Origin of the sequence: Tsukamurella sp. 8F, from assembly GCF_029167375.1 — a bacterium.
Classification (GTDB): domain Bacteria; phylum Actinomycetota; class Actinomycetes; order Mycobacteriales; family Mycobacteriaceae; genus Tsukamurella.
Genome location: NZ_JARFTP010000014.1, coordinates 79,371 through 103,434, shown reverse-complemented (window position 1 = coordinate 103,434; position 24,064 = coordinate 79,371). Strand labels below are relative to the sequence as shown.

The following is a 24,064-nucleotide window of genomic DNA, read 5'->3' as shown; positions in this document are numbered from 1 at the left end:
GAGCGGTGAGTGTTTTGAGGGGCGGCCACTGCGCGCCGAGCCGCTACAACGCGTCCGGCCCCTCGGTGAGGATGTCCTCGGTGACGCCCAGGTAATCCGCGATCTGGTGGATGAGGATCTCCAGCACGAGCTCGATCAGCTCCGCGTCCGACTTCGACCTCTTGAGCAGGGGCCGCCGGAACAGCACGAGCCGCGCTCGGGTGTGGTCGCCGCGCCTGTCGATGCCGGCCGGGATGAGCCGCGCCAGGGGGATCGGGCCCTCGGCCACGATCTCGTCGGGCCACGTCGTCACCGAGGCGTCCTTGGGCAGGATGCCGGGCACATCATCGACTGCGATGTCGAGCTCCGACAGACGGGAGTGCCACATCGCGTCGATCTCCGCGTACGCGTCGAGGACGATCTCGTCGAACTCCTGCGTGCGGGTGCGGTGAGCGGGCACGCTCCGCGGCACGAGCGGCCCGCGCATACCGCGCTCCCGGCGGTCACGCGCCGCGCGCCGCCGCCTCGTTCCGGGGTCCATCGCCCGCCGCTTGCTCATCGCCATCGCCTCGCCAGTGTAGGGGCGGGGGAGCGTGCAAGGCGCGACGCGCTCGGTGTGTCCCGTCCCGGGGCGAGGCGATGGCACGTTAGTCTTCTCGTGTGAATCCCCTACGTCAGTGCTGCCGCCCCGGCTGCCGCAACAGCGCAGTCGCCACGCTGACGTTCGACTACTCGGAGTCCACCGCTGTCCTCGGCCCGTTGGGGCTGACCAGCGAGCCGCACTCCTGGGATCTGTGCGAGTTCCACGCTGGCCGGATGACCGCCCCGCGCGGTTGGGAGATGCTGCGCAACGTGCCGGCGTTCGCGGCGCCCGCGGCAGCCGTGGGTGGCGGGCTCGACGATGATCTCACGGCGCTCGCCGACACCGTCCGCGAGCGCGAGCAGCCGATGGGGGCTCTCCCGCGCATCCGCCCGGTCGGGGCCGCGCGGCGCCCACGGTTCGAGCCCGGTCCCGCGTTCACCGACCATCCCGATCCGGTGGCGCCGCCGACGCGAGGTGCGCACTCCCGACCCGATGGCACGCCCCCCGCGGCACCGCCCGGGCAGGGAGGCGAGACGTCGAGCAGAGGGCCCAAGCACGCCGCACCGACCCGGCGCGGCCACCTTCGGGTCCTCCCGGACCCGGTCGACTGACCGATCCCACCGGCGTTTTCCATGCGCTAACGTAGTCGGCTGCTGTCCGAGATTCACCATCGAAGGGGAGAGGCCGTGCGGTCACTCGAGTCGGTCCAGTCCGTGATCAAGGCATACGACGTCCGCGGGCTCGTAGGCGAGCAGCTCGACGAAGCGTTCGTCGCCGATGTGGGCGCGGCGTTCGCTGCCCTCGTACGCGAGGAGGGCGCGGGTGCATCGGGTGTGCGGATCGTGATCGGGCACGACATGCGCGACTCGTCGCCCGCGCTGTCTTCCGCGTTCGCGGAGGGAGTCTGCGCCCAGGGCGTCGACGTGGTTCTGATCGGCCTCGCGTCCACCGACGAGCTGTACTTCGCGTCGGGGATCCTGGACTGCCCTGGCGCCATGTTCACGGCCTCGCACAACCCCGCCGCCTACAACGGCATCAAGCTGTGCCGCGCGGGCGCGAAACCCGTTGGGCAGGACACCGGGCTACGGCGCATCACCGAGCAGGTCGCGGCGGGCGTCCCGGCATGGGGCGGCACGGAGCTCGATGAGCCCGTTCGCTCCGCTCCCGGTGCCAGGGGCACCGTGTCCGAGCGCGACGTGCTCGCCGAGTACGGCCAGTACCTGCGAGAGCTGGTCGACCTGTCCGGCGTCCGCGAGATGAAGGTCGCCGTCGACGCCGGGAACGGGATGGGCGGGCATACGGTACCCAGCGTGCTCGGCCCCGTCTCAGCGCTCACGGTCGAGCCACTGTACTTCGAGCTGGACGGCACGTTCCCCAATCATGAGGCCAACCCTCTGGACCCGAAGAACCTGGTCGATCTGCAGAAGCACGTCGTGGCCACGGGTGCCGATATCGGCCTGGCCTTCGACGGGGACGCCGACCGCTGCTTCGTGGTCGACGAGCGTGGCGAGCCGGTGTCGCCCTCGGCCGTGACCGCCCTGGTCGCGGAGCGCGAGCTCGCCAAGAACCCGGGCGGGACCGTGATCCACAACCTGATCACATCGAAGGCGGTGCCGGAGATCATCGTCGAGAGCGGCGGGATCCCGGTCCGGACGCGCGTGGGGCACTCGTTCATCAAGACGACGATGGCCGAGACCGGTGCGGTATTCGGCGGTGAGCACTCGGCGCACTACTACTTCCGCGACTTCTGGGGCGCCGACTCCGGCATGCTCGCGGCCATGCACGTCCTCGCCGCGCTCGGGGAGCAGGACCTCCCGCTGTCGCAGCTGATGGCCCGGTACGACCGGTACGCGGCCTCGGGCGAGATCAATTCGACTGTGGCGGACCAGGAGGAACGCGCGAACGCGGTCCTGGACGCGTTCGGTACCGAGATCGTGACCACCGATCGGCTCGACGGTGTGACGGTAGAGTTGGCGTCCGGAGCCTGGTTCAACCTGCGGGCGTCGAACACCGAGCCACTGCTGCGCCTGAACGTGGAGGCGAGGACGGGCGACGAGGTTGCAGAGCTCACGGACAAGATCCTGGCGGTGGTTCGCGGATAGCGGAGGTGGTTCGGCTGTGACCAATGGGACGGTCGACTTCGACGATCCGGGCGGCCTGGTCGCCGCCGACCTGGGCGGACACCTGAGATCCGCCGCCCTCGCCGGCGCGCAGGCCCGGGCAGTCGCGTCCATGGTCGACGAGGGCGTGCTGGCGCCGATAGAGGGTGTGACGCCCAGAGCGGTCGTCGTGGTGTGCGGCGCCGGTCCCGCCGAGGCGGCAGCCGAGTTCGTGGAGGCGCTGTCCGCCGGTCGCCTCGATGTTCCCCTCGTTCGCACCACGCAGCTTCCGCCGTGGGTGGGCGCGCTCGACGTCGTGGTCGTGTGCGGCTTCGACGCGGGTGACCGCGTCCTTGCGCAGGCCGTGTCCGTGGCCGCCCGAAGGGGAGCATCCGTCGCCGTAGCGGTGCCCTTCGAAGGGCCGATCGCCGAGGCCGCCGCCGGCCGCGGCATCGAGCTCGCCCCGCGTCTGCACGTGCCCGAGCGATTCGGCTTCACCGGTATCGCGGTCGCGCTGCTTGCGGTGCTGGGCGTGCTCGGGCACACCGGCGACGACGACCCCCGGCGCGACGTCGCGGGGTTCCTCTTCGACCTCGCCGACCATCTGGACGCCGAGGCCGTGCGCGGGCACCCCGACCGGGAGCTGGACGGTAACCCGGCGAAGCGGCTCGCTGCGCGGATGCTCGGCCACCGGGCGGTGTTCACTGCCGATACGGTCCCCGGGCTCGCCATAGCGGGTCACGCCGCGGCACAGGCCCTGGCGCTCGGCGGCCAGGTCGCCGCCGCCGTCGGCATGGCCGAGATCGTGCTGGCCCTGCCCGAGTTCGAGTCCGGTCCCGTCGGGGGCGCGGTCGCCGCGGAACCCGTCGATCCGCTCTTCCACGACCCCTTTCTGGACGGACCCCCGCCACAGACGCCTATGCGGGTGTTCGCGGTGACGGCCGCGCCGCGCAGTGCGCAGACCGCGGCCCGGCTGCGCGCCGTCGGCGACGTGGACCTGCTGGTGGTCGACGAGGATCTGCCCCGGATACCCGCGGATCGGGGCGAGGCCGCGCCGCAGCGGGAGCCCTCCGTGCGGATGGAGGCGACGGAACTCTTGGGGCTGGCCGTGCGATGCGACCTGGCCATGGTCTACCGACGGCTGTCGGGGGAGGCGTAGATGCGAGCGGTCGAGGGTGTGATCCGCCCCTATGCGTGGGGTTCGCGCACGGTGCTGGCGGCGATGCAGAAACGGGAGGTCCCGTCCCCGCATCCCGAGGCCGAGCTGTGGTTCGGCGCTCATCCGGGCGACCCGGCGCGGCTCGTCGGCCCCGGTGCGCCCGACTGTACGGACCTACTGAGCGCCATCACCGCGGACCCGGAGGGTGAGCTCGGCGCGCAATGCGTCGAGGAGTTCGGCTCGGGGCTGCCCTATCTGGTGAAGGTGCTCGCCGCCGAGGAGCCGCTGTCGCTGCAGGCGCACCCGTCCCGCGAGCAGGCGCGGGAGGGCTTCGCGCGCGAGAACGCCGCGGGTATCGACGTCGGCGCGTCCGAGCGGAACTACCGCGACCCCAACCACAAGCCCGAGGTCGTCATCGCGCTCGGCAGGTTCGAAGCCCTCGCGGGGTTCCGGGCGCCGTCGGAGACTATCGAGCTGCTGCGCGCGCTCCAGGTGCCCCAGCTGGATCCGTATCTGGGAATGCTTGTGGGGCAGCCGGATTCGGGCGGTCTGCGCGCGGTCTTCACAACCTGGATCACCCTGCCGCAGCCGGCGCTCGCGCAGCTCGTGCCCGCGGTTCTCGCGGGATGCGTGCAGTACCTGGAGCGCGGTGAGGACGAGTACCGCGGGGAGGCGGAACTCGCACTCACCCTCGGGGAGCGATACACCGACGACGCCGGAGTGCTGGCCGCGCTGCTTCTGAACCGGCTCGTGCTCAGTCCGGGTGAGGCGCTCTACCTCCCCGCCGGAAACCTGCACGCCTACGTCAACGGCGCCGGAGTGGAGGTGATGGCCAACTCCGACAACGTGCTGCGCGGCGGCCTCACCCCCAAACACGTCGACGTCCCGGAGTTGCTGCGCGTCATAGACTTCGAGCCGCGCACGCCGTCGGATCTCAAGCCGGAGGTGCGGACGGTCGGCAACGAGCTGGTGTACCTCACCCCGGCGCCCGAGTTCCGGGTGTCCAAAGTGACGCTCGACGGGACGGCGATGTTGCGCTCCAATGTGATCGAGCTGGACGCACGCGGCCCTCAGATGCTGGTGGTGACGTCCGGTGCGGTGACGGTGCGTGACCGCAGTGGGACCGTCGACATCCCTGCCGGGCGCGGGGTGTGGATGGCGGCGTCCGATCCGGGTGTGGTCGTCACCGCCCACTCACCGCGCGCGGAGTTCTTCCGCACGCTGGTGGCGAGCCACTGATACCGCTCCCCGGGAGCGACTACGGGGCTGCGCGGCCGGGCCGGGCGCTTTAGGCTAGTTTCGACCCGTGAGCGCAGAGGGGTCGAAGAAGGCGATCGTCGCGGCGATGTCCGCGAACGGTGGCATCGCGGTGCTGAAGTTCATCGGATTCCTGGTGACGGGCTCGTCGTCGATGATCGCGGAGGCAGTGCACTCCGTTGCGGACACCGCGAACCAGGGGCTGCTGCTGGTGGGGCAGCAGCAGGCGAAGCGGAACGCGGACGGGCTGCATCCCTTCGGTTACGGTCGCGCGCGCTACTTCTACTCGTTCGTGGTGGCGCTGGTGATCTTCGCACTCGGCTCGCTGTTCGCCGTCTACGAGGGCGTGCACAAGATCGCCCACCCCGAGCACATGGAGTCGCCGATCGTCGCGGTGCTCATCCTGCTGGGCGCCATGTGCCTGGAGGGATACTCGTTCCTCACCGCCATGCGTGAATCCCGCTCGCTCAAGGGGGACGTGTCCTGGTGGCGGTTCATCCGCCGTTCGCGGAATCCCGAGCTGCCGGTCGTGCTGCTGGAGGACACGGGCGCGCTCATCGGCCTGGCGTTGGCGCTGCTCGGCGTCGGCCTCGCATGGGGGTTGGACATGCCGGTGTTCGACGGGATCGGCACCCTCGCCATCGGCATCCTGCTGGGCGTCATCGCGATCGTGCTGATCGTGGAGATGCAGTCGTTGCTCATAGGCGAGGGCGCTACGGAGGAGGAGTCGGCTGCCATCCTGCGGGCGCTCGAGGGCTCTCCCGCGGTGCAGCGGGTGATCCACTGCAAGACGCAGTACCTGGGCCCCGACGAGATGCTGGTGGCGGCGAAGATAGCGATCGGCGAGGCGTCGAGTGCCGCTGAGATCGCGCAGGGGATCGACACGGCCGAGGCGGCTCTGCGCGCGGCGGTGCCGAACGCGCGCGTCGTCTACCTCGAGCCGGATCTCGACCGGAGCCGCTGAAGCTCGGCCCCGGTCGCGGCGGTCCGCCTCGGGTCAGACGCCGGGCAGATTGTCGTAGAACGTCTCGGGAATGTCGAAGGTCTGCATCGACGAGATGGCCTGCGGCGCGGGGATCGCGGCGGACAGGACGGCCAGTGGCCGCCCGTCGCGCGTGATCAGCACGTCGTCCCCGCCCTCGACGATCTTGAGGAGTTCGGCGACGGTCTGGTCTGTCGTGTGAGTGAACGTCTTGGTCATGTCGCCGACCGTATGCCCTACCCGCGGGTACGTCGACCTGCGGAAACAAGTTACCCGCGAGTGTTCTCGCGTACAGGGACCTCCCAGTCTCGGGTCAGGGTCGGATCAGCGGGCGGGCGCATCGTAGGTCTCGACCACATGAGGGATCCGGGCCGTAACACCGGCAGTCGTATCCGCGAAGAGAGAGGCGACCATAATGGCGCAGAACCGTAGGAACACCCCGAAGCCCGCCCCGCGCAGGCGCGTCCGTCAGTGGGACGCCCGCAATCGGCGCTGGACGTACGTCTGGCGTTGATCCCACGATCGTGACGGGGCGGGGTCGGCCACGGGCCGGCCCCGCCCCCGCGTAGGTGGAGCCGATACGAAGGGACCCAGTGAGGAGTACGGAGATGCAGCCGACGAACGGCCCGGTGCCGGGCGGTGCGGTGCCCGGGGTGGGCGCTCTCGGGCCTGATGGTGTGCCGGGGGACGATGCGCAGCAGTGGCGCAGCATGGGGCAGAACGCGATGCTGCGGTTGCTGTGGCGGTTCGCTCGCCCGCACCGTCGGTCGCTCGTCGTAGGCCTGCTGCTGCTGTGCCTCGCGGCCACCGTCGACGTGGTGTCCGTGCTGGTGATGGCCGACGTGCTGAACGCGGTGCTGGAGGCTTCGTCGAAAGGCGCGATGGTACGCAGCATCGGGGCGTGGGTCGCGGTCACCGCGGTAGGTGCGGTCCTCACCTACTTCGGCACCATCGCCTGCGCGAAGGCCAGCGAGGGGATCGTGCTGGCGCTCCGTGACGCGATGTTCGCGCGCGTCCAGAAGGTGCCGCTCGACCGCCTCAAGCAATGGTCCGTCGGCGACGTCGTCGTGCGGCTCACCGAGGACGTGGTCGTCCTCGAAACCGCCCTCAGCTCGTCGGTCGTGCAGGGCGTCATCGCCGCGCTGACGACCGTCGGACTCGTGATCGTCGCCGGCATCATGAGCTGGAAGCTGACGATCATCGCGCTGATCGCGGTGCCGATCCTGATGGGCGTCGCCCGCGCGTTCCGCCATGCGCAGGAGCGCGTCACTCTCGCCGAGCGCAAGGCACACAGCGGCCTCGCCGGCACGCTCAACGAGATCGTATCGACGCATGAGCACGTCCGTCTGCACAATATGGAACCGGCCGAGGGCTCGGCGGTACACGGCCGCGGCCGAACGCTGTTCCGCGCCCGCATGCGCGAGGCTAGGGTCGAGGCACTGTTCGGCGGAGTACTGGGCACGGCGGAGGCGCTCACGCTGATCGTGGTGACCGTCGGTGGCGTCCTGCTCGTCCGGTGGGGAGAGCTCACCGTCGGATCCCTGCTCGCCCTGTCGGGCTACCTCGCCTATCTGTACCCCCGTATCCAGGAGATCAGCGAGACGCGCCTCGCCCTCGTCGGTGCGGCGGTGAGTGCCGATCGCATCCTGGAGGTGGTCGGCGACCTCGAGCCCGACGTCGGTGCCGCCCACCCGCCGCGCGAGGCCGATCCCGTCGCCGTCACCGCGGCGGGGGTCACGTTCACGCGGTCGGAGAGCTTCACGCTGCGTGTCGATGCGTTCGCGGCCGCGCCCGGAACGGTCACGGCCATAACCGGACCGAGCGGCAGCGGCAAGTCCACGTTCGGCGCGCTCGTCTCGGGGATGGAACGGCCCGACGCCGGGCACATCCTCCTGGGTGGCCGCGACGAGTCGACGATGAGCGGCGCGCAGGTGCGCGCCGCCGTGACGATGGTGCCGCAGCGCGCGGTCATCCGCTCAGGGACGATCGAATCCAACATCCGCTACGGCACCGACGACGGTGCCGACCTCGCCTCCGCTGCCCGGCTCGCGCGGGCAGACGAGTTCGTCCACGAACTCCCGGCCGGCTACGGCACGCCGACCACGCTGGGCGGCCCCGAACTGTCCGGCGGGCAGAGGCAGCGTGTCGCCCTCGCGCGAGCGGTCGCGCGCGACACCCCGGTCGTCGTGTTCGACGAGCCGTCGACGGGTCTGGACAAGCAGAACACCGAGTACCTGGCGCGCTCGCTGCGGGCGCTGGCGCAGCGCAAGACGGTCGTCGTGATCACGCACGACCCCATCCTGGTCGCCGCGGCGGACTCGGTGTACGAGGCCGAGCGGGGGGTCATCGCGCCGGCGCGCGCCGGCGAACCGCCGACGGTGGCGATTCCCGCCTCAGGCACTGTCGGGGCGCCGCGTGCGCTGCCCCGGTCCCCGGCGATCCGTGAGCCCAAGCTGCCGGGTGTCCCCGCGGACGGGCTGCGGCACCGGATCCGCCGCCGCTGAACGCCTACGCGTCGAACACGGCTGCTCAGGCACCTTCGAACGCGGCGACGGTCGCATCGACCAGTGGCGTGATCCATTCCTCACCCGAGCGGTACACCGCGCGCGTGACCAGCGGCGGGATGTCGTCGTTGACCGGGTGCACCGCGAATTCGGCCGGGTCGACTGCGCGAACGAGGTCGGCGCCCGCAGGCACCATGGTGAACCGCCGTCGCCCGCTCAGCACGAGAAGCATCCCGCCTACGTCGGTGTAGCCCGGCGACGGGTCCAGTCGGACGCCCGCGCCCAGCAGGCGTGCGCGCTCCGCCTCGGACCGCAGGTCCCAGTGCGCCGGTCCGCCGACCAGCGTGAAGCCGTTCAGATCGGCGGGCCGTAACACGGCTCCGGGTGGAAAGTGCGTCGCATCGCAGATCACCGCCAGCGGCTGCGTCGACACGATGGTCTCCGCGAGTGCGGGATGCGTGGCGGGGATCCTGCTGAACGCGAGATCGACGGCCCTGTGCACAAGTGCCTGCGCGACGTCGAGGGATGCGACCTGACGGACCTCGATCTCATAGCTGTCGGCCTGCTCGTCGAGGAGGCGGGCGATCGTGCGTCGCTGTCCGGTGTCGAGCGCGTCGGGGACGGCCATCCTGGCGTGCGGGCGGGCCTGCGGGGCCCGGACGGTCTCGGGGATGCGGTCGACATCCGCCACGATCCGGCCCGCGAGCGGGACGAGTCGCTCGCCGGCGTCGGTCAGCCGGGTGTGGTGGGTCGAGCGATCGAAGAGGGGGCAGCCCAGCTCGGCCTCGAGGGACCGGATCCGTTGCGACAGAGGGGGAACGGTCATGTGTAAGGACGCCGCGGCCCGCGTGAAGTTGAGTTCCCGCGCTACGGCGAGGAAGTACCGCAGATGGTGGACGTCCATCGCTGTTTTATCGCATCGATAACGCCGGAGCGCAACCTTTCGACATTCCATAACCAGTGCTAACTACCTACTGTGAGTAGGGAAGAGAAGGGAAGCGACGAAGATGACGACATCGCAGATCGAGTTGGGCGCCCCACCGACCGGACCGCTCGCGGGCGTGCGCATCGTGGACCTGTCCACGGTGGTCATGGGACCGATGGCCACTCAGGTCCTCGGCGACATGGGCGCCGACGTGGTGCGCGTGGAACCCCCGTTCGACACCGCGCGGAACGCCCCGGCCAACACAGGCCGTAACCCGGGCATGGCGCCGCTCTACATGCAGGTCAATCGCAACAAGCGCAGCGTCGCCCTGAACCTCAAGACCGACGACGGCCACGCAGCGCTGATGGGCCTGCTGGCCGATGCCGACGTCCTCGTCACCAACATGCGCGCAGGCGCGCTCGAGCGCCTCGGCATCGCCTACGACCAGATCGCACAGGAATTCCCGAAGCTCGTCTACGCCCACGCACAGGGCTTCAACGCGGCGTCCGAAGAGCGCAACCGGCCGGCGTACGACGAAGTCGTGCAGGCGGTTTCGGGACTGGTGGATCTGCAGCGCCGCGCTTCCGGATCCCTGCAGTTCGTCCCGACCTACATCGCCGACAAGACTGCGTCGCTGTACCTCGTGAGCGGTGTCCTGGGCGCCCTGTACGAGCGCGAGCGCAGCGGCGAGGGGCAACTCGTCTCCCTTGCGATGGCGGACGCGCTGATCGCCTTCAACACCGTCGAGCACATGGCCGGCGAGGTCTTCGCCCCGGCCGCGGGCGACGTGGGCAACCCGCTGAGCTTCGCGGAGACCCACGCCGCGATGGCGACCGCGGACGGGCGCGCGATAGCCGCGGTGCCGTACACCAACGACGACGTGCGGCGCCTACTCGTCGCGGTCGGCGCCGACGACCTGGCCGCCGACCCACGCTTTCTCGACCCTGTGATCGACAGGGAATTCTTCTATGCGGGGGTGCAGGCGGTGCACGACCGCTCCGATCGCCTCACCCTCGCCGAGTGGGAGGAGTACCTCACCGCGAACGACATGCCGTACGGGCGCGTCGTCGACATCGCCGAGCTCCCCGGCGATCCATACGTCCGCGAGATGCAACTGATCACGGAGGTCGACCACCCGACCGAAGGCCGGATCCGGGTGTCCCGCAATCCGTTGGGCTACTCGCGGACCCCGGTCAACATCCGTCGTCTGCCCGAACGTGCAGGCGAGAGCACCGAATCCGTCCTGGGCGAACGCCGGGCGGCTGGAGAACGAGGAGGACACTAGAAATGGCTGTTGTGACCGTCATCGGTGCCGGGGTCATCGGCGTCTCGTGGGCCCGGCTGTTCGCCGACGCCGGATGGGAGGTGCGGGTCTCGGATCCGCGCCCGGACCTCGACGAGGTGCTGGAGGGTACGGCCGCCACAGCGGTGCCCGATCTCGCGGAAGCCCTGCGCGGCGCGGACTTCGTCCAGGAGAACGGACCCGAACGGGTCGAGGTCAAGCGTGAGCTGTTCGCCACGGCCGCCCAGCACACCGCCGACGGAGTCGTCCTGGCTTCTTCCTCGTCGACGTTGCTGCCCTCGGTGTTCGCGGCGGACAACCCGGCCGCCGATCGCATCGTCGTCGGCCATCCGTTCAACCCGCCGGAACTGATGCCGCTGGTCGAGGTCGTCCCGTCGCCGTCCACGGCGGCCTCGACCGTAGACCGCGCCGTGGAGGTCTATCGGCAGCTGGGAAAGCTGCCGATCCGGCTCAACAAGGAGATCGCGGGATTCGTCGGCAACCGCCTGCAGCGTGTCTTCAACGAGCAGGCCACCTACCTGGTGCAGCAGGGCGTCATCGACCCCGCCGAGCTGGATGTCCTCGTGCGTGCCTCGCTCGGGCTGCGCTGGTCCACGATCGGACCGTTCGAGTCCCGTCACCTGGGAGGCGGCCCCGGCGGGATCCGGCACCTCGCCGCACATGTGGGCGCGGCGATGACTTTCGACGTCGGCGCGCCCGATCCCGCGCGGAACGACGAGGTCTACGCGGCCGTCGAGGCGGCCTACGGCACCGGCGAGGAGGCCTACCAGAGGCTCGTCGACCAACGCGATCGGAGAACGCGTGCGGTCCTCGAGGCTCTCGCGCGGACCGACCACCCCGATGGGACCGCCGATACGGAGGCCGTGCGATGACCGACCCGACGACCCGGCTGAACGATCAGACCGAACGCCTGCAGCAGGCCCCCGCGACCGATGACGGCTACGACCTCCACGCCGCGCTCGACGATCTGCTGTCCACCGTCGGCCTCGCGGCCTCCGATTCGGGCGGTGCGATCGACTTCGTCGGAGCCGATCCCGTGTTGCCGGGCACCTTGCGCCTGGCCGGTGCGACATCCCTGGCCCTGGTCGCGAAGTCTGTCGCCGTCGCCGCGATCTGGCGGATGCGCGGCGGACGCGCCCAGGACATCGCGATGGACCTGCGGGTCGCACCGCACCGGCTGTGCCCGTTCTACGACCGCAGGTGGGAACTGCTCAACGGGTACCCGATGGTGGACACGGTGCGCGTCTCCGACGCTTTCGCAACGGACCGCTTCTATCGCACGGCCGACGACCGCTGGGTGCACCCGATGGGGCCGTACCCACGACTGCGCAACGACACCGCCGCGCTGCTAGACGTGCCCGAGGTGGAATCCCGCGTGGCCGAGGCGATCTCCAAGTGGAAGGCTGAGGATCTCGAGACCGCGGGCGAGGAGGCCGGCATCATCATGCCGATGTGCCGGACCGTCGGCGAGATCATCGCGTCCGATCAGTACCAGCAGGTGCTGGGCCCGATGAATCCGGTCGTCATCGAGAAGGTGGGGGACAGCGATCCCGAGCCTCTCCCCGAGGGAGGAACCATGCCCCTGTCGGGTGTGCGGGCGCTCGGGCGGGCCCACATCATCGCCGGCGCCGGCTGCGGCCGCGCGCTCGCATTGCACGGCGCCGACGTGCTCAACGTGTGGGATCCGTACGAGTGGGAGATGCCGCTGCTGTACGGGACGTCCAACGTCGGGATGCGCTCGACGACACTGGATCTGAAGACCGGCGCGGGGTCCGAGACCATGCTCGGTCTGCTGCGCGGGGCGGACGTGTTCTTCGCCAACCGCCGGCCGGGCTACCTCCGGCGCCGCGGACTGGACGTCGACTCCGCGGTTGCGCAGCGCCCCGGCCTCATCCATGCGACCGTGAACCTCAACGGGGAGACCGGTCTGTGGGCAGGCCGGGTGGGCTTCGATCAGACCGCCGGTGCGCTTGCGGGCGTGATGCTCTCAGAAGGTGAGAACGGCGTGCCGGCCCTGCCCGCCCTGCCCGTCGTGAACGACTACATCACGTCCTGGCTGCTCGAGCTCGGCGTACTGCGCGCGTTGATGCTGCGCGCGGAACAGGGCGGCTCGTACAAGGTGACGGTCTCGTTGACTCGTACCGCACTGTGGCTGCTCAGCCTGGGCACGTTCGACAAGGCGTACGCGGCCGGCGTGGCGGGGAGCGCACCGGGACACGAATACCTCGATCCGCAGACCTTCACCGCGGACACTTCTCTGGGGCGGTACCAGGGCATCGCAGAACAGGTACGGATGTCCCAGACCCCCGGTTACTACACCAATCCATTGGTCCCGCGCGGCGCGGGACTGCCGATCTGGCGTCAGGGGTAGCGCATGACTTCGCTTTTGGCACTGCTGATCCGCGGTAACGCGATCGTGCGCATCGATCCGGCGACCGCGCGGGTAGAGCGCCTGACCCCGGACGCAGGCGACGCGCCCGACGGAATCGTGGTCGTCGACGGGGTCGTGTACTGGACGACCATGGGCGCACCGATCGTCGACCCGGACGTCGCCGGGGAGGCCGGGCGCGACTACTCGCCCCGCAACGGCGGTCTGCATGCGCTGGCGCTGGGCGGGGCATCGGCCGAGCCCCGGGACGTCCTTCCGGCCGGGGCGATCACCACGGGCAAGCAACTCGCCACCGACGGGGCCCGGCTCTACTGGAGTGACCGGGAGGGATTCCGGGTGTCGAGTTGCCGGCTCGACGGCTCGGACCCGGCGGACCACATCGTCAACGCCGGGCACGGGAAGCTCGACGAGTGCGTCGGCGTGGCGGTGGACCCCGACGGTGGCTGGCTGTACTGGACGCAGAAGGGACCCGTGAAGGGCGGACGTGGGCGGATTCTGCGTGCTCCCTTAGCCGTTCCAGAAGATCCGTACGGCCGTACCGATATCGAGGTCCTCTGGGACGGGCTGCCGGAGCCCATCGATCTGGAGATCGCGGGCCGCGACCTCTACTGGACCGACCGCGGGGCGGAGCCGGACGGCAACACGCTCAACCGAGCGCCCGTCCCGCTCCCCGGCGAGAGCGGCCGTCGGCCCGAGATCCTCGCGCGCGGCTTCCGGGAGGCGATCGGCCTCGCGGTCGACGACACGAACTCCGTCGCGTACGTCTCGGACCTCGGCGGATCCATACGCGCGGTCCCGCTTGCGGATTGGGCCGGCGCCGAGCGTACGATCGTGACCTTCGAAGGGCCGGTGAGCGGCATCGTCGTGACCGACGCGTTCTGACCTACGGGCCGATCGGAGCCTCATGGCCGGGAAGTGCGGGCGTCGGATCGGCGAGTGCGGTTTGATGGAGGCCCCAGACGGCCACGAGCTACGAAGGAAGCGCCATGTCGAACCCACTGCTGCGCACGAAATCCGTGGAGCAGTCGATCGCCGACACCGAGGTGGTCGGCACCCGCCTGAAGAAGCAACTCACAGCGTGGGACCTGACGATCTTCGGTGTCGCCGTCGTGATCGGCGCCGGCATCTTCACGGTCACGGCCCAGACGGCGGGCGACAACGCGGGCCCGGCGGTGTCCGTCGCCTTCGTCATCGCCGCGATCGCCTGCGGTCTCGCCGCCCTCTGCTATGCGGAGTTCGCGTCGACGGTGCCGGTCGCCGGATCGGCGTACACGTTCTCCTACGCGACCTTCGGCGAGTTCGTCGCCTGGATCATCGGCTGGGATCTGATCCTCGAGTTCTCGCTCGCCGCCGCGGCCGTCGCGAGCGGCTGGTCGAGCTACCTGGGTACGGTCCTCGGAGTCGAGTCGACGACGGTGCACATCGGCGGCGTCAAGGTGGACTGGGGCGCCGTCCTCATCGTCGCGGTCCTGACGGTGCTGCTGTTGTTCGGGGCGAAGATCGGCTCGCGGGTCTCGGCGGTCATAACCGCCATAAAGGTGGCGGTGGTGCTGCTGGTCATCGTCGTCGGGGCGTTCTACATCAAGGCCTCCAACTACTCGCCGTTCATCCCTGCATCGAAGCCCGGCGACAGCGCATCGCGCTGGCAGGACTCCACGTTCTTCCAGGTGCTCACGGGCGGCGGGATGTCGACCTACGGCTGGTACGGCGTGCTCGCCGGCGCCTCCGTCGTCTTCTTCTCATTCATCGGCTTCGACATCGTCGCCACCTCGGCGGAGGAGACCAAGAACCCTCAGCGTGACGTCCCGCGCGGCATCCTCGGCTCGCTCGGGATCGTCACGGTGCTGTACGTCGCGGTCACCGTCGTCCTGACCGGCATGGTGAGCTACACCCAGCTCGCGACGGTGGACGGCAAGGGGAAGAACCTCGCCGACGCGTTCTCTATCAACGGCGTGGACTGGGCGTCGAACGTGATCTCCGTCGGCGCGCTCGCCGGCCTGACCACCGTCGTCATGGTGCTGCTCATGGGGCAGCACCGTGCGCTCTTCGCGATGTCGCGGGACGGCCTGCTGCCGAGATCGCTCGCCAAGACCTCGGACCGCGGTGTCCCGGTGCGGATCACCGTCATCGTCGGCATCGTAGTGGCCGTGTTCGCGGCACTGGTGCCGCTGGACGAACTCGCCAAGCTGATCAATATCGGCACCCTCTTCGCCTTCGTTCTGGTCTCCATCGGCGTCGTCGTCCTGCGGCGCAAGCGCCCCGACCTGCCACGCGGATTCCGCACCCCCCTCGTGCCGCTCGTGCCGATCCTCGCGGTGGTGGCCTGCGTCTGGCTGATGATCAACCTCACGCTCGAGACGTGGTTCCGGTTCGTGATCTGGATGATCGCCGGCGTGGTGGTGTACGGGATCTACGGTTACCGGCACTCGATACTCGGTAAGCGCGACCGCGGCGAAGTCGAATAGCTCTCGAACCGCGGGCCATGCATGCGGTCCGGATGCCCGGATACGCCACAGAAAGCGCCCGCGGGTTCCGGTCTCGGCATGTCCGGTTAGCCTTGACTTCGTGACTGACACATCGTTGACCGCCGATTCGGCGAATGGAATCGACTTCAAGGTCGCGGACCTGTCCCTGGCGGACTCGGGCCGCAAGCAGCTCCGTCTGGCGGAGCACGAGATGCCGGGGCTGATGGCGCTGCGCCGCGAGTACGCGGACGTGTTGCCGCTCAAAGGTGCCCGGATCTCGGGTTCGCTGCATATGACGGTGCAGACCGCGGTGCTGATCGAGACCCTCGTCGCGCTCGGTGCGGAGGTCCGTTGGGCCTCGTGCAACATCTTCTCGACGCAGGACGAGGCGGCGGCCGCGGTCGTCGTCGGGCCGAACGGTTCGCCGGAGAAGCCCGAGGGTGTGCCTGTGTTCGCTTGGAAGGGCGAGTCGCTGGAGGAGTACTGGTGGTGCGCGGAGCAGATGCTCACGTGGCCCAATCCCGACGAGCCCGCGAACATGATCCTCGACGACGGTGGCGACGCGACGATGATGGTGCTGCGCGGTGCGCAGTACGAGAGGGCGGGCGTCGTCCCGCCGACCGAGGACGACGATCCGGAGGAGTGGAAGGTCTTCCTGTCGGTGCTGCGCAGCCGCTTCGAGCAGGACAAGACCAAGTGGTCGACGATCTCGGACTCGGTCAAGGGTGTGACAGAGGAGACGACGACGGGTGTGCTGCGGCTGTACCAGTTCGCGGCGGCGGGTGAGCTCAAGTTCCCGGCGATCAACGTCAACGACTCGGTCACCAAGAGCAAGTTCGACAACAAGTACGGCACCCGGCACTCGCTGATCGACGGCATCAACCGCGGCACGGACGTGCTGATCGGCGGCAAGAAGGTGCTGATCTGCGGGTACGGCGATGTGGGTAAGGGCTGCGCCGAGTCGCTCGCCGGGCAGGGTGCCCGCGTGCAGGTCACCGAGATCGACCCGATCAACGCGTTGCAGGCGCTGATGGACGGGTTCGACGTGGTCACGGTCGAGGACGCGATCGCCGATGCCGACATCGTCATCACGTCGACGGGCAACAAGGACATCATCGGCCTCGATCACATGAAGGCGATGAAGGACCAGGCGATCCTCGGCAACATCGGTCACTTCGACAACGAGATCGACATGGCCGGCCTGGAGCGCAGCGGCGCGGTGCGCACGATCATCAAGCCGCAGGTGGACCTGTGGAGCTTCGGCGATTCGGGCAAGGCCATCATCGTGCTCTCGGAGGGCCGCCTGCTCAACCTGGGCAACGCCACCGGTCATCCGTCGTTCGTGATGTCCAACAGCTTCAGTAACCAGGTGATCGCGCAGATCGAGCTGTTCACCAAGCCGCAGGAGTACGACAACGAGGTCTACCGCCTGCCCAAGCACCTGGACGAGAAGGTCGCGAAGATCCACGTCGAGGCGCTCGGCGGCAAGCTGACGAAGCTCACCAAGGACCAGGCGGAGTACATCGGCGTCGACGTCGAGGGCCCCTACAAGCCGGAGCACTACCGCTACTGAGCCCCAGTCCCTAGTAGAAAGCCGCCTCCCACCTGGAATCTCAGGTGGGAGGCGGCTTTCTACTAGGGAGGTCAGCGGCCGGTCGACAGGCAGAGCTTCCAGGTGCCGGACTCCCTGCGCAGCCGGACGATGTCCGTCACGGTCATGGGCTCCGTCGCGTCGCTGGTTGCGCCGACGTGCGGGGTGGCGACCTCGGTCGCGGTCGCCGTGCCGGCTTGCGCATCGACGGCGATGTCGGAGACCGCCACCTCCCATCGCCCGTCCGCGCCGATCCGGGCGTCGACGGACGCCGCGAACGTGTCCTGCGTGTAGCGCAGGCGGTATGCCGAGACGTCGGCGGCGCAGTGCGTCGCGAGCATCGCGGTGAAGTCCCGGTCGTTGTAGGCGTCGTTCTCCGCGGTGATCACCGAGCGCACCGCGTCGGAGTCCGAGGACTCGCGGCCGGCGCGCACGAACAGCACCACGACGGTGGCCAGCACGATGATGAGCACAACGGTGGCCGTCGTCATCGCAACGATGAGGCCCGTCGACGGTCCCCGGCGCTCCGGCTCGGGTGCCTGCCAGACGGGTTGCATCGTCGCGTTCGGTTCGGGCGGGCCTGCCGGACCGGGCGCGACGACCGGACCGGGCGCGACGACCGGACCGGGAGCCGGCGCGGCCGCGACTCCGACATGTGTCTGCACGTCGTATCCGGCGTACGGCGAGCGTGTTCCGAATAGCACGGGCGTGCCGCGGGCGGGAGCGTCGGCCGCATCCGCCACACCCGACGGGAGGGGGATTCCCAAGCGCCGGTACATGTCCGGCGGGAGGACGGGGTACTGGCGAACGCCGGTCACCGTTCGGCGTCCCGGGTCTGCAACGCTGCGGCGAGCGCGTCGAGCTTCTCGTGGATCTCGTCTAGCTCGCGGCGCAGGTAGTCGCGGCTGGCGACGTCGCCCACGGCGAGGCGTACGGAGGCCAGCTCACGCGCGAGGAACTCGGTGTCCGCCTTGGTCTGGGCTGCGCGCTGCCGGTCCTCGTCGAGAGCGACGCGGTCACGGCTCTCCTGCCGGTTCTGCGCGAGCAGGATCAGCGGCGCCGCGTATGCGGCCTGCGTCGAGAACGCGAGGTTGAGCAGGATGAACGGGTACGGGTCGAAGCGCAGCGCCACCCACGTGATGTTGAGCAGCACCCAGACGACCACGATGATGGTCTGGATCGCGAGGTAGCGGCCGGTGCCGAGGAAGCGCGCAACGCGCTCGCTGGCCTGACCGATGAGGTCCTCGCCCAGGTTCAGCGAGACGCGCCGGGTCCCGACGCGAGGGGTGTCGAGCCGGGAACGGTTGTGGTCCGTCATCGGGGCATGTCCTCCTCTTCGCGCCAGTCGTCGGGTAGCAGGTGATCGAGGACGTCGTCGACGGTGACGGCACCGAGCAGGTGCCGCTCGGCGTCGACCACGGGCCCGCACACCAGGTTGTACGCCGCGAAGTAGCGGGTGACGGCACCGAGCGGGTCCTCGGGGCTCAGTTGGGGGAGGTCGGTGTCGACCAGCCCGCCGACGAGGTCCGCAGGCGGCTCGCGCAGCAGCTTCTGCAGATGCACGCAGCCCAGGTAACGGCCGGTCGGGGTCGCAGTCGGGGGGCGCACGACGAAGACCAGCGATGCGGCGGCGGGGGTGATGTCCGGGTTGCGGGCACGCGCGAGGGCCTCGGCCACGGTCGTCGACGGGTCGACCACGATCGGCTCGGGTGTCATCATGCCGCCCGCCGTGTCGGGGGAGTAGGTGAGCAGGGTCCGGACGGTGCCCGAGTCCTCGGGATCCATGACCGCGAGGAGCTCCTCGCGCTGGATCCGGGGCAGCTCGCCCAGCAGATCGGCGGCATCGTCGGGATCCATCGCCCCGATCACGTCGGCCGCGCGGCCTATGGGCAGTGACGCGATGACCTCGGCCTGGTCGTCGTCGGGGAGCTCCTGCACGATGTCGGCGAGCCGCTCGTCGTCGAACGCGGCCGCGAGCTTCAGCCTGCGCGCGGCGGGGAGCTCGCGCAACGCGCTGGCCACCTCGTTGGCGCGCATGTCCTCGTACTGCGCCATCGCGAGGGCGACGTCCTGGTCCGGGCCCGTCAGCGCACCGGCGGTGAAGTCGGAGACGCCGGACATGTCGACGACCTCGGTGCCGCCCCGTCGGCCCAGCCGCCCGCTGCGCATCCGCACGGCGAGCCGATGTACCACCCAGTCGCGGGTGCGGGTCTGCTCGATCCCGACGTCGACCACGGTCGCCTCGGCGCCGTCGTGCTGGGGCAGGTCGGGATCGCTGATCCGGACCCGTGTGCCGACCAGCTGGCCCAGGACCAGCGCCTCCCCCGGGCGGACGTGCAGCCGTCGCAGGCTCACCGAACCGGTGTTCAGCGTGATCGCGCCCGCCTCGACGGACGTGACCCGCAGCATCGGCACGAAGATCCGGCGGCGGTTGAACAGCTCGACGACGAGGCCCAGCACGCGCGGCAGGCGCGGACCGCCGCGCAGCACGATGACCGCATCACGCACCCGGCCGATCGACTCGCCGTCGGGTCCGTAGACGAGAAGGCCCGCGAGCCGGGCGACGAATACTCTGGAGGCGACTGCCATAGCGTCGAGGGTAGTTTTCCGTGCCAGGTCCGATGCGAGGAGGCTCGATATGACCAGTCCCATTCCGGGGGGTTCACCCAATGCGCGCAATACGGCACGGGGCCTGCCGACGCCGCCGCGGGGGTGGCCGATCGGCTCGTACGGCACGTATGCCGAGGCACAGCGGGCCGTCGACTACCTGTCCGACGAGCAGTTCCCGGTCGAAGACGTGACCATCGTGGGCGTAGACCTGATGCAGGTGGAGAAGGTCACCGGTCGGCTGACGTGGGGCCGCGTGCTCGGCGCGGGTGTCGCGTCGGGCGCCTGGCTCGGCCTGTTCTTCGGCCTGCTGGTCGGCCTCTTCACAGGACACGCACTCGGGTCGCTCATCGCGGGCCTTGCGGGCGGAATTGTGTTCGGCGTGATCTCAACGGCGATTCCGTACGCGGCGACGCGTGGAACGCGCGACTTCTCGTCCACGATGCAGCTGGTAGCGGGCCGTTACGACGTGATCTGCGAGCCGCGTTCGGCGGAGCGCGCCCGGGACATGCTCGCCCGGTTGAATATCGATTGACCCTGACCCCTTCGGGTATCCGGGGTACCTTGTCCCAGCGTCTAGACACCACCGACGGGGCGGAGGGCCTTGCACATGGGACATTTCCTGCACGGCCTCTGGAACTTCCTACACGGCCGCGGCAGTGAGCTGCTGTTCCTGACCGTTCAGCACCTCTCGCTCGTGGTGCAGACGGTGATCGTCGGCGTGATCGTCGCGCTGGCGATAGCGGTGCTCGTGTACCGCAGCCCGGTCGCCGCGGCCCTCACGACCGCGTTGGCCGGGATCGGGCTCACGATCCCGTCTCTCGCACTTCTCGCGCTGCTGCTGATCCCGTTCGGGCTCGGCGTCAAACCGTCGGTGGTCATGCTCGCGTTCTACGCCGCGCTGCCGGTCCTCACCTCGGCTGTGGTGGGACTGCGATCCGTGCCGGCGGCGGCGATCGAGGCTGCTCGCGGCATCGGCTTCCCCAGGTGGCGCGTTCTGCTGTCGGTGGAGTTCCCGTTCGCCTGGCCGGTGATCCTCACCGGCGTGCGCGTGAGCACGCAGATGGTGGTCGGCGTGGCCGCAGTCGTCGCCTACGTACTCGGCCCCGGGGTCGGCTCGCTCATCTTCTCCGGCCTGTCCCGGCTCGGCGGTGCGGGCGCTCTGGAGTCGGCGCTCACCGGCACCGTCCTGATCGTCCTGATCGCGCTGGTGCTCGACGGTCTCCTCGTCCTGCTGGGGCGGCTCACCATATCGAAGGGACTTGCATGACGGATCGGACCACCGGTGTCGCCATCGAGCTCGACGGCGTCTCCAAGAGCTACCCGGGGCAGGCCGCGCCCGCCGTGGAACGTCTCGACCTCACCATCGGGGCGGGGGAGATCGTCGCGTTCGTCGGTCCCTCCGGCTGCGGCAAGACCACCACGCTCAAGATGATCAACAGGCTGATCGAGCCCAGCTCCGGGCGCATCCTCATCGACGGACGGAACGCGCTCGAAGCCAATGCGGACGAGCTGCGCAGGAGCATCGGCTACGTCATCCAGTCCGGCGGCCTGTTCCCGCACTGGACGACGGAGAAGAACATCGGTGCCGTGCCCAGGATGCTCGGGTGGGACGCGAAGCGGATCGAGGCCCGCACCGAGGAACTGCTCGACCTGGTGGGCCTGGATCCCAAGGACTTCCGCAAGCGCTTCCCCAAGGACATGTCCGGAGGACAGCAGCAGCGCGTCGGCGTCGCCCGCGCTCTCGCGGCCGACCCGCCCGTGTTGCTGATGGACGAGCCGTTCGGTGCCGTCGACCCGATCACCCGGGTCCGGCTGCAGGACAGTCTGCTGGACATCCACGAGGAACTGGGCAAGACCATCGCCATCGTCACGCACGACATCGAGGAGGCGATCAAGCTCGGCGACCGGGTCCTGATCCTCTCCGAGGGAGGGCACGTCGAGCAGTACGCGACTCCCGACGAGATCCTGTCCGCCCCCGCAACTCCGTTCGTCGAGGAGTTCGTCGGCTCGGGCGCGACGCTGCGCCACCTCTCGCTCTCGACGGTGTCCGAGCTGACGCCGCAGTCGGTGGTGGAGGTGCGGCCGGGGGACTCGTCGTCGGAGGTCCTGGAGCGGGCGAGGGCCGCGGGCCGCAGCTGGGTCGTCGTCGTCGACCGCGCCGGACGCCCGCAGGCTTGGCCCACGCTCAAGGAGGTCGCCTCCGGCCCCACAGTGACCGACTTCGTGGACCGCAGGCTCCCGACGGTGCAGTCCAGCGCAACCCTCGCGGACGCGCTGGACATCATGTTGGCGGCGAGCCAGGGCGGCGTCCTCGTGCTCGACAGGACCCGCCTGGTCGGGTCCATCACCATCGAGGCCGTCATGGAGCGGATCCGCGACGTGCAGGCGCAAGCCCACCCGGACCTGGCCGCGGACACCTACGCCGCCTCGCAGCACGGCGGAGCCGCCGCGGTCGACGAACCGGGAGACGTCGGGTGAGTGCCGTCGGCCGACTCAGGCGGGTCCCGTTCGACCTCTGGCTCGAGCCGCTGGTGATCGTGACGGGTTCGATCGCCTTCGTGATCTGGCACGCGAACGCCACGTTCAGCGAGACCGAGGCGCCCCAGCTGCAGTGGAGCACGCTGGGCAAGACCATTGCGCGGCACACCGAGCTCACCGTGCTGGCCACCCTCATCGTGCTCGTCATCGCGATCCCGCTGGGCATCCTGGTGACCCGTCCGGGGCTCACCGCGATCGCCCCGATCATCGTGAACATCGCCAACATCGGCCAGGCGGCCCCGGCGCTGGGCGTGGTGGTGTTGTTCCTCATGTGGTGGCAGCACACACCCTTCCTGGCGGCGATCGCTGCACTCGTGGTGTACGCGGTTCTGCCCATCCTGCAGAACACGATCACGGGTCTACGCGGCGTGGACCAGAAGACCGTCGAGGCCGCGCGCGGCATCGGCTTCTCGAACGGCCGGACCCTCGTGCAGGTCGAGCTGCCCCTGGCGCTCCCGGTCATCCTCAACGGTGTGCGCACGGCACTCGTGCTCCTGGTCGGCACCGCCACCCTGGGCACGTTCATCGGCGCCGGCGGGCTGGGTGTGCTCATCACGACGGGAACGACGCTCTTCCTGCCGAAGGTGCTCGCGGCCGGCGCCGTACTGGTCGCGCTGCTCGCGGTGGCCATCGACTGGCTGGCCCGGCTGGTGGAGTACTTCTTCACCCCGCGGGGCCTCCGCGCCGAAGGGGCGATCGCATGATGCGCCGCAGTTCACGCGCCGCGGTGGCGATCGTGCTGGCCGCCGTGCTCGCGACGACGGGCGCATGCGGTCTGCACAGCTCGGCGGGACGCTACGTCGAGGCCGAGTCCGCGGATGGGAAGCGCCCGCTCGAGGGAGCGCACATCACGGTCACCTCGAAGGTGTTCACCGAGGGCGTGATCCTGGGCAAGATGACGGTGACCCTGCTCGCCGCCGCAGGCGCGAAGGTCGACGACCTCACGGGCGCGCCCGGATCGATGTCGGCGCGCAAGGCACAGACATCGGGCCGGGCCGATGTGCAATGGGAGTACACCGGAACCGGGTGGGTCGAGTATCTCAAGCAGACGTCGGTGATCGCGGACCCGAAGCAGCTCTGGCAGCAGGTGCACGACAAGGAACTCGCGAACGGCCTCACGTGGCTCGAGCCCGCGAATTTCAACGACACGTACGCGTTCGCGATGAACGACGCGGAGTGGCGCCGCACCGGCATCCGCAAGATGTCAGACATCGCGAAACTACCTCCGGCCCAGCGCACCTGGTGCATCGACGCGGAGTTCTTCTCGCGCCCGGACGGGTTCAAGCCCATGCTCACCAAATACGGTATGCCGCTCGGGGCCCCGAACGGCGTCCCCCAGAACGCGGTGAACACGATGGATTCCGGCGTCGTCTACACGGCGACGGCCGCCGGACGCTGCCTCTTCGGCGAGGTGTACACGACGGACGGGCGTATCAAGAACCTGAATCTCCATGTGCTGGAGGACGACCGGAAGTACTTCCTGCCGTACTCGGGTACGCCGGTCGTGAACACCGCCGTACTGAAGAAATACCCGCAGATCGAGCCTGTTCTGCGTGAGATCTCGTCGCGGCTCTCCGACTCGATCATGCAGGATCTCAACGGCAAGGTCGACATCGACGGCGAGGACCCCGCCACCGTCGCCGCCGACTGGCTGCGCTCCGAACACCTGATCCGCTGACC

At 69.4% G+C, this 24,064-nt stretch carries 23 protein-coding genes; 17 read left to right on the top strand and 6 right to left on the bottom strand.

Annotated elements, in window-relative coordinates; genetic code table 11:
- Nucleotides 1–43: 43 nt before the first annotated feature.
- Nucleotides 44–538, bottom strand: a complete 495-nt coding sequence (locus tag P0W64_RS12900) for a metallopeptidase family protein (RefSeq protein WP_275480529.1) — start codon at nt 536–538, stop codon at nt 44–46.
- A gap of 101 nt (nt 539–639) precedes the next feature.
- Between P0W64_RS12900 and P0W64_RS12895 the strand changes: the two genes are divergently transcribed.
- From P0W64_RS12895 to P0W64_RS12875, 5 genes are all read left to right on the top strand, one after another.
- Complete coding sequence (locus tag P0W64_RS12895) at nt 640–1,173, top strand: DUF3499 domain-containing protein (RefSeq protein ID WP_275480528.1); 534 nt, start codon at nt 640–642, stop codon at nt 1,171–1,173.
- A gap of 75 nt (nt 1,174–1,248) precedes the next feature.
- The gene (locus P0W64_RS12890; RefSeq protein ID WP_275480527.1) at nt 1,249–2,664 is read left to right on the top strand and encodes a phosphomannomutase/phosphoglucomutase; all 1,416 of its coding nucleotides are present in this window, start codon (nt 1,249–1,251) and stop codon (nt 2,662–2,664) included.
- A gap of 16 nt (nt 2,665–2,680) precedes the next feature.
- Nucleotides 2,681–3,820: a hypothetical protein gene (locus tag P0W64_RS12885; RefSeq protein ID WP_275480526.1), complete on the top strand. Its 1,140-nt coding sequence runs from the start codon at nt 2,681–2,683 to the stop codon at nt 3,818–3,820.
- Complete coding sequence (gene manA / locus P0W64_RS12880; RefSeq protein WP_275480525.1) at nt 3,821–5,059, top strand: mannose-6-phosphate isomerase, class I; 1,239 nt, start codon at nt 3,821–3,823, stop codon at nt 5,057–5,059. It begins immediately after the preceding gene.
- Between the two features lie 67 nt (nt 5,060–5,126).
- The gene (locus tag P0W64_RS12875; RefSeq protein WP_275480524.1) at nt 5,127–6,041 is read left to right on the top strand and encodes a cation diffusion facilitator family transporter; all 915 of its coding nucleotides are present in this window, start codon (nt 5,127–5,129) and stop codon (nt 6,039–6,041) included.
- Nucleotides 6,042–6,074: 33 nt separating this feature from the next.
- On the opposite strand, the gene P0W64_RS12870 is transcribed toward P0W64_RS12875, so the two are convergent.
- A complete protein-coding gene (locus tag P0W64_RS12870; RefSeq protein WP_275480523.1) occupies nt 6,075–6,278 on the bottom strand; it encodes a type II toxin-antitoxin system prevent-host-death family antitoxin in 204 nt (67 codons plus the stop codon).
- A gap of 389 nt (nt 6,279–6,667) precedes the next feature.
- On the opposite strand from P0W64_RS12870, the gene P0W64_RS12865 reads away from it, so the two are divergent.
- Complete coding sequence (locus P0W64_RS12865) at nt 6,668–8,563, top strand: ABC transporter ATP-binding protein (protein WP_275480522.1); 1,896 nt, start codon at nt 6,668–6,670, stop codon at nt 8,561–8,563.
- Between the two features lie 25 nt (nt 8,564–8,588).
- On the opposite strand, the gene P0W64_RS12860 is transcribed toward P0W64_RS12865, so the two are convergent.
- Complete coding sequence (locus P0W64_RS12860) at nt 8,589–9,467, bottom strand: LysR family transcriptional regulator (RefSeq protein WP_275480521.1); 879 nt, start codon at nt 9,465–9,467, stop codon at nt 8,589–8,591.
- 103 nt (nt 9,468–9,570) lie between these two features.
- Here P0W64_RS12860 and P0W64_RS12855 point away from each other — a divergent pair, with 103 nt between their 5' ends.
- The 6 genes from P0W64_RS12855 to ahcY all read left to right on the top strand — a co-directional run bounded on the left by P0W64_RS12855 (nt 9,571) and on the right by ahcY (nt 17,218).
- Nucleotides 9,571–10,773 carry a CoA transferase gene (locus P0W64_RS12855; RefSeq protein ID WP_275480520.1) on the top strand — a complete coding sequence of 401 codons (1,203 nt, stop codon included), beginning with the start codon at nt 9,571–9,573 and terminating at the stop codon, nt 10,771–10,773.
- A gap of 2 nt (nt 10,774–10,775) precedes the next feature.
- On the top strand, nt 10,776–11,663 hold the full coding sequence (locus P0W64_RS12850; protein WP_275480519.1) for a 3-hydroxyacyl-CoA dehydrogenase NAD-binding domain-containing protein: 888 nt from the start codon (nt 10,776–10,778) through the stop codon (nt 11,661–11,663).
- Complete coding sequence (locus P0W64_RS12845) at nt 11,660–13,162, top strand: CoA transferase (RefSeq protein ID WP_275480518.1); 1,503 nt, start codon at nt 11,660–11,662, stop codon at nt 13,160–13,162. Before P0W64_RS12850 ends, P0W64_RS12845 begins: the two co-directional genes overlap by 4 nt.
- Before the next feature lie 3 nt (nt 13,163–13,165).
- Nucleotides 13,166–14,062 (top strand): hypothetical protein, encoded by an 897-nt coding sequence (locus tag P0W64_RS12840; protein WP_275480517.1) that lies wholly within the window; start codon nt 13,166–13,168, stop codon nt 14,060–14,062.
- Between the two features lie 104 nt (nt 14,063–14,166).
- Nucleotides 14,167–15,645, top strand: a complete 1,479-nt coding sequence (locus P0W64_RS12835) for an amino acid permease (RefSeq protein WP_275480516.1) — start codon at nt 14,167–14,169, stop codon at nt 15,643–15,645.
- Nucleotides 15,646–15,745: 100 nt separating this feature from the next.
- Nucleotides 15,746–17,218, top strand: coding sequence for an adenosylhomocysteinase (gene ahcY, locus P0W64_RS12830; RefSeq protein ID WP_275480515.1), 1,473 nt, complete (start codon nt 15,746–15,748; stop codon nt 17,216–17,218).
- Between the two features lie 71 nt (nt 17,219–17,289).
- On the opposite strand, the gene P0W64_RS12825 is transcribed toward ahcY, so the two are convergent.
- Genes P0W64_RS12825 through P0W64_RS12815 form a run of 3 tightly spaced genes read right to left on the bottom strand, consistent with a single transcriptional unit; the run spans nt 17,290 to nt 19,825 of the window.
- A complete protein-coding gene (locus P0W64_RS12825) occupies nt 17,290–18,054 on the bottom strand; it encodes a hypothetical protein (protein WP_275480514.1) in 765 nt (254 codons plus the stop codon).
- The gene (locus P0W64_RS12820; protein ID WP_275480513.1) at nt 18,051–18,554 is read right to left on the bottom strand and encodes a DUF1003 domain-containing protein; all 504 of its coding nucleotides are present in this window, start codon (nt 18,552–18,554) and stop codon (nt 18,051–18,053) included. The genes P0W64_RS12825 and P0W64_RS12820 overlap by 4 nt, the downstream gene beginning before the upstream one ends.
- Nucleotides 18,551–19,825: a CBS domain-containing protein gene (locus tag P0W64_RS12815; protein WP_275480512.1), complete on the bottom strand. Its 1,275-nt coding sequence runs from the start codon at nt 19,823–19,825 to the stop codon at nt 18,551–18,553. The genes P0W64_RS12820 and P0W64_RS12815 overlap by 4 nt, the downstream gene beginning before the upstream one ends.
- A gap of 49 nt (nt 19,826–19,874) precedes the next feature.
- Between P0W64_RS12815 and P0W64_RS12810 the strand changes: the two genes are divergently transcribed.
- The 5 genes from P0W64_RS12810 (at nt 19,875) to P0W64_RS12790 (ending at nt 24,062) form a co-directional block, all read left to right on the top strand.
- The gene (locus tag P0W64_RS12810; protein ID WP_275480511.1) at nt 19,875–20,378 is read left to right on the top strand and encodes a general stress protein; all 504 of its coding nucleotides are present in this window, start codon (nt 19,875–19,877) and stop codon (nt 20,376–20,378) included.
- A gap of 75 nt (nt 20,379–20,453) precedes the next feature.
- Nucleotides 20,454–21,113, top strand: a complete 660-nt coding sequence (locus P0W64_RS12805; RefSeq protein WP_275480510.1) for an ABC transporter permease subunit — start codon at nt 20,454–20,456, stop codon at nt 21,111–21,113.
- A complete protein-coding gene (locus P0W64_RS12800) occupies nt 21,110–22,324 on the top strand; it encodes an ABC transporter ATP-binding protein (protein ID WP_275480509.1) in 1,215 nt (404 codons plus the stop codon). Before P0W64_RS12805 ends, P0W64_RS12800 begins: the two co-directional genes overlap by 4 nt.
- Nucleotides 22,321–23,088, top strand: coding sequence for an ABC transporter permease (locus P0W64_RS12795; protein WP_275480508.1), 768 nt, complete (start codon nt 22,321–22,323; stop codon nt 23,086–23,088). Before P0W64_RS12800 ends, P0W64_RS12795 begins: the two co-directional genes overlap by 4 nt.
- A complete protein-coding gene (locus P0W64_RS12790; protein WP_275480507.1) occupies nt 23,085–24,062 on the top strand; it encodes a glycine betaine ABC transporter substrate-binding protein in 978 nt (325 codons plus the stop codon). The genes P0W64_RS12795 and P0W64_RS12790 overlap by 4 nt, the downstream gene beginning before the upstream one ends.
- Nucleotides 24,063–24,064 lie beyond the last annotated feature (2 nt).

Bases quoted from the DNA above. Each gene is read 5' to 3' on its own strand.
- P0W64_RS12900 (WP_275480529.1), bottom strand. From the start codon at position 538: ATGAGCAAGCGGCGGGCGATGGACCCCGGAACGAGGCGGCGGCGCGCG.
- manA (WP_275480525.1), top strand. From the start codon at position 3,821: ATGCGAGCGGTCGAGGGTGTGATCCGCCCCTATGCGTGGGGTTCGCGC.
- P0W64_RS12870 (WP_275480523.1), bottom strand. From the start codon at position 6,278: ATGACCAAGACGTTCACTCACACGACAGACCAGACCGTCGCCGAACTC.
- P0W64_RS12865 (WP_275480522.1), top strand. From the start codon at position 6,668: ATGCAGCCGACGAACGGCCCGGTGCCGGGCGGTGCGGTGCCCGGGGTG.
- P0W64_RS12860 (WP_275480521.1), bottom strand. From the start codon at position 9,467: ATGGACGTCCACCATCTGCGGTACTTCCTCGCCGTAGCGCGGGAACTC.
- P0W64_RS12855 (WP_275480520.1), top strand. From the start codon at position 9,571: ATGACGACATCGCAGATCGAGTTGGGCGCCCCACCGACCGGACCGCTC.
- P0W64_RS12850 (WP_275480519.1), top strand. From the start codon at position 10,776: ATGGCTGTTGTGACCGTCATCGGTGCCGGGGTCATCGGCGTCTCGTGG.
- P0W64_RS12845 (WP_275480518.1), top strand. From the start codon at position 11,660: ATGACCGACCCGACGACCCGGCTGAACGATCAGACCGAACGCCTGCAG.
- P0W64_RS12840 (WP_275480517.1), top strand. From the start codon at position 13,166: ATGACTTCGCTTTTGGCACTGCTGATCCGCGGTAACGCGATCGTGCGC.
- P0W64_RS12835 (WP_275480516.1), top strand. From the start codon at position 14,167: ATGTCGAACCCACTGCTGCGCACGAAATCCGTGGAGCAGTCGATCGCC.
- P0W64_RS12820 (WP_275480513.1), bottom strand. From the start codon at position 18,554: ATGACGGACCACAACCGTTCCCGGCTCGACACCCCTCGCGTCGGGACC.
- P0W64_RS12815 (WP_275480512.1), bottom strand. From the start codon at position 19,825: ATGGCAGTCGCCTCCAGAGTATTCGTCGCCCGGCTCGCGGGCCTTCTC.
- P0W64_RS12810 (WP_275480511.1), top strand. From the start codon at position 19,875: ATGACCAGTCCCATTCCGGGGGGTTCACCCAATGCGCGCAATACGGCA.
- P0W64_RS12805 (WP_275480510.1), top strand. From the start codon at position 20,454: ATGGGACATTTCCTGCACGGCCTCTGGAACTTCCTACACGGCCGCGGC.
- P0W64_RS12800 (WP_275480509.1), top strand. From the start codon at position 21,110: ATGACGGATCGGACCACCGGTGTCGCCATCGAGCTCGACGGCGTCTCC.
- P0W64_RS12790 (WP_275480507.1), top strand. From the start codon at position 23,085: ATGATGCGCCGCAGTTCACGCGCCGCGGTGGCGATCGTGCTGGCCGCC.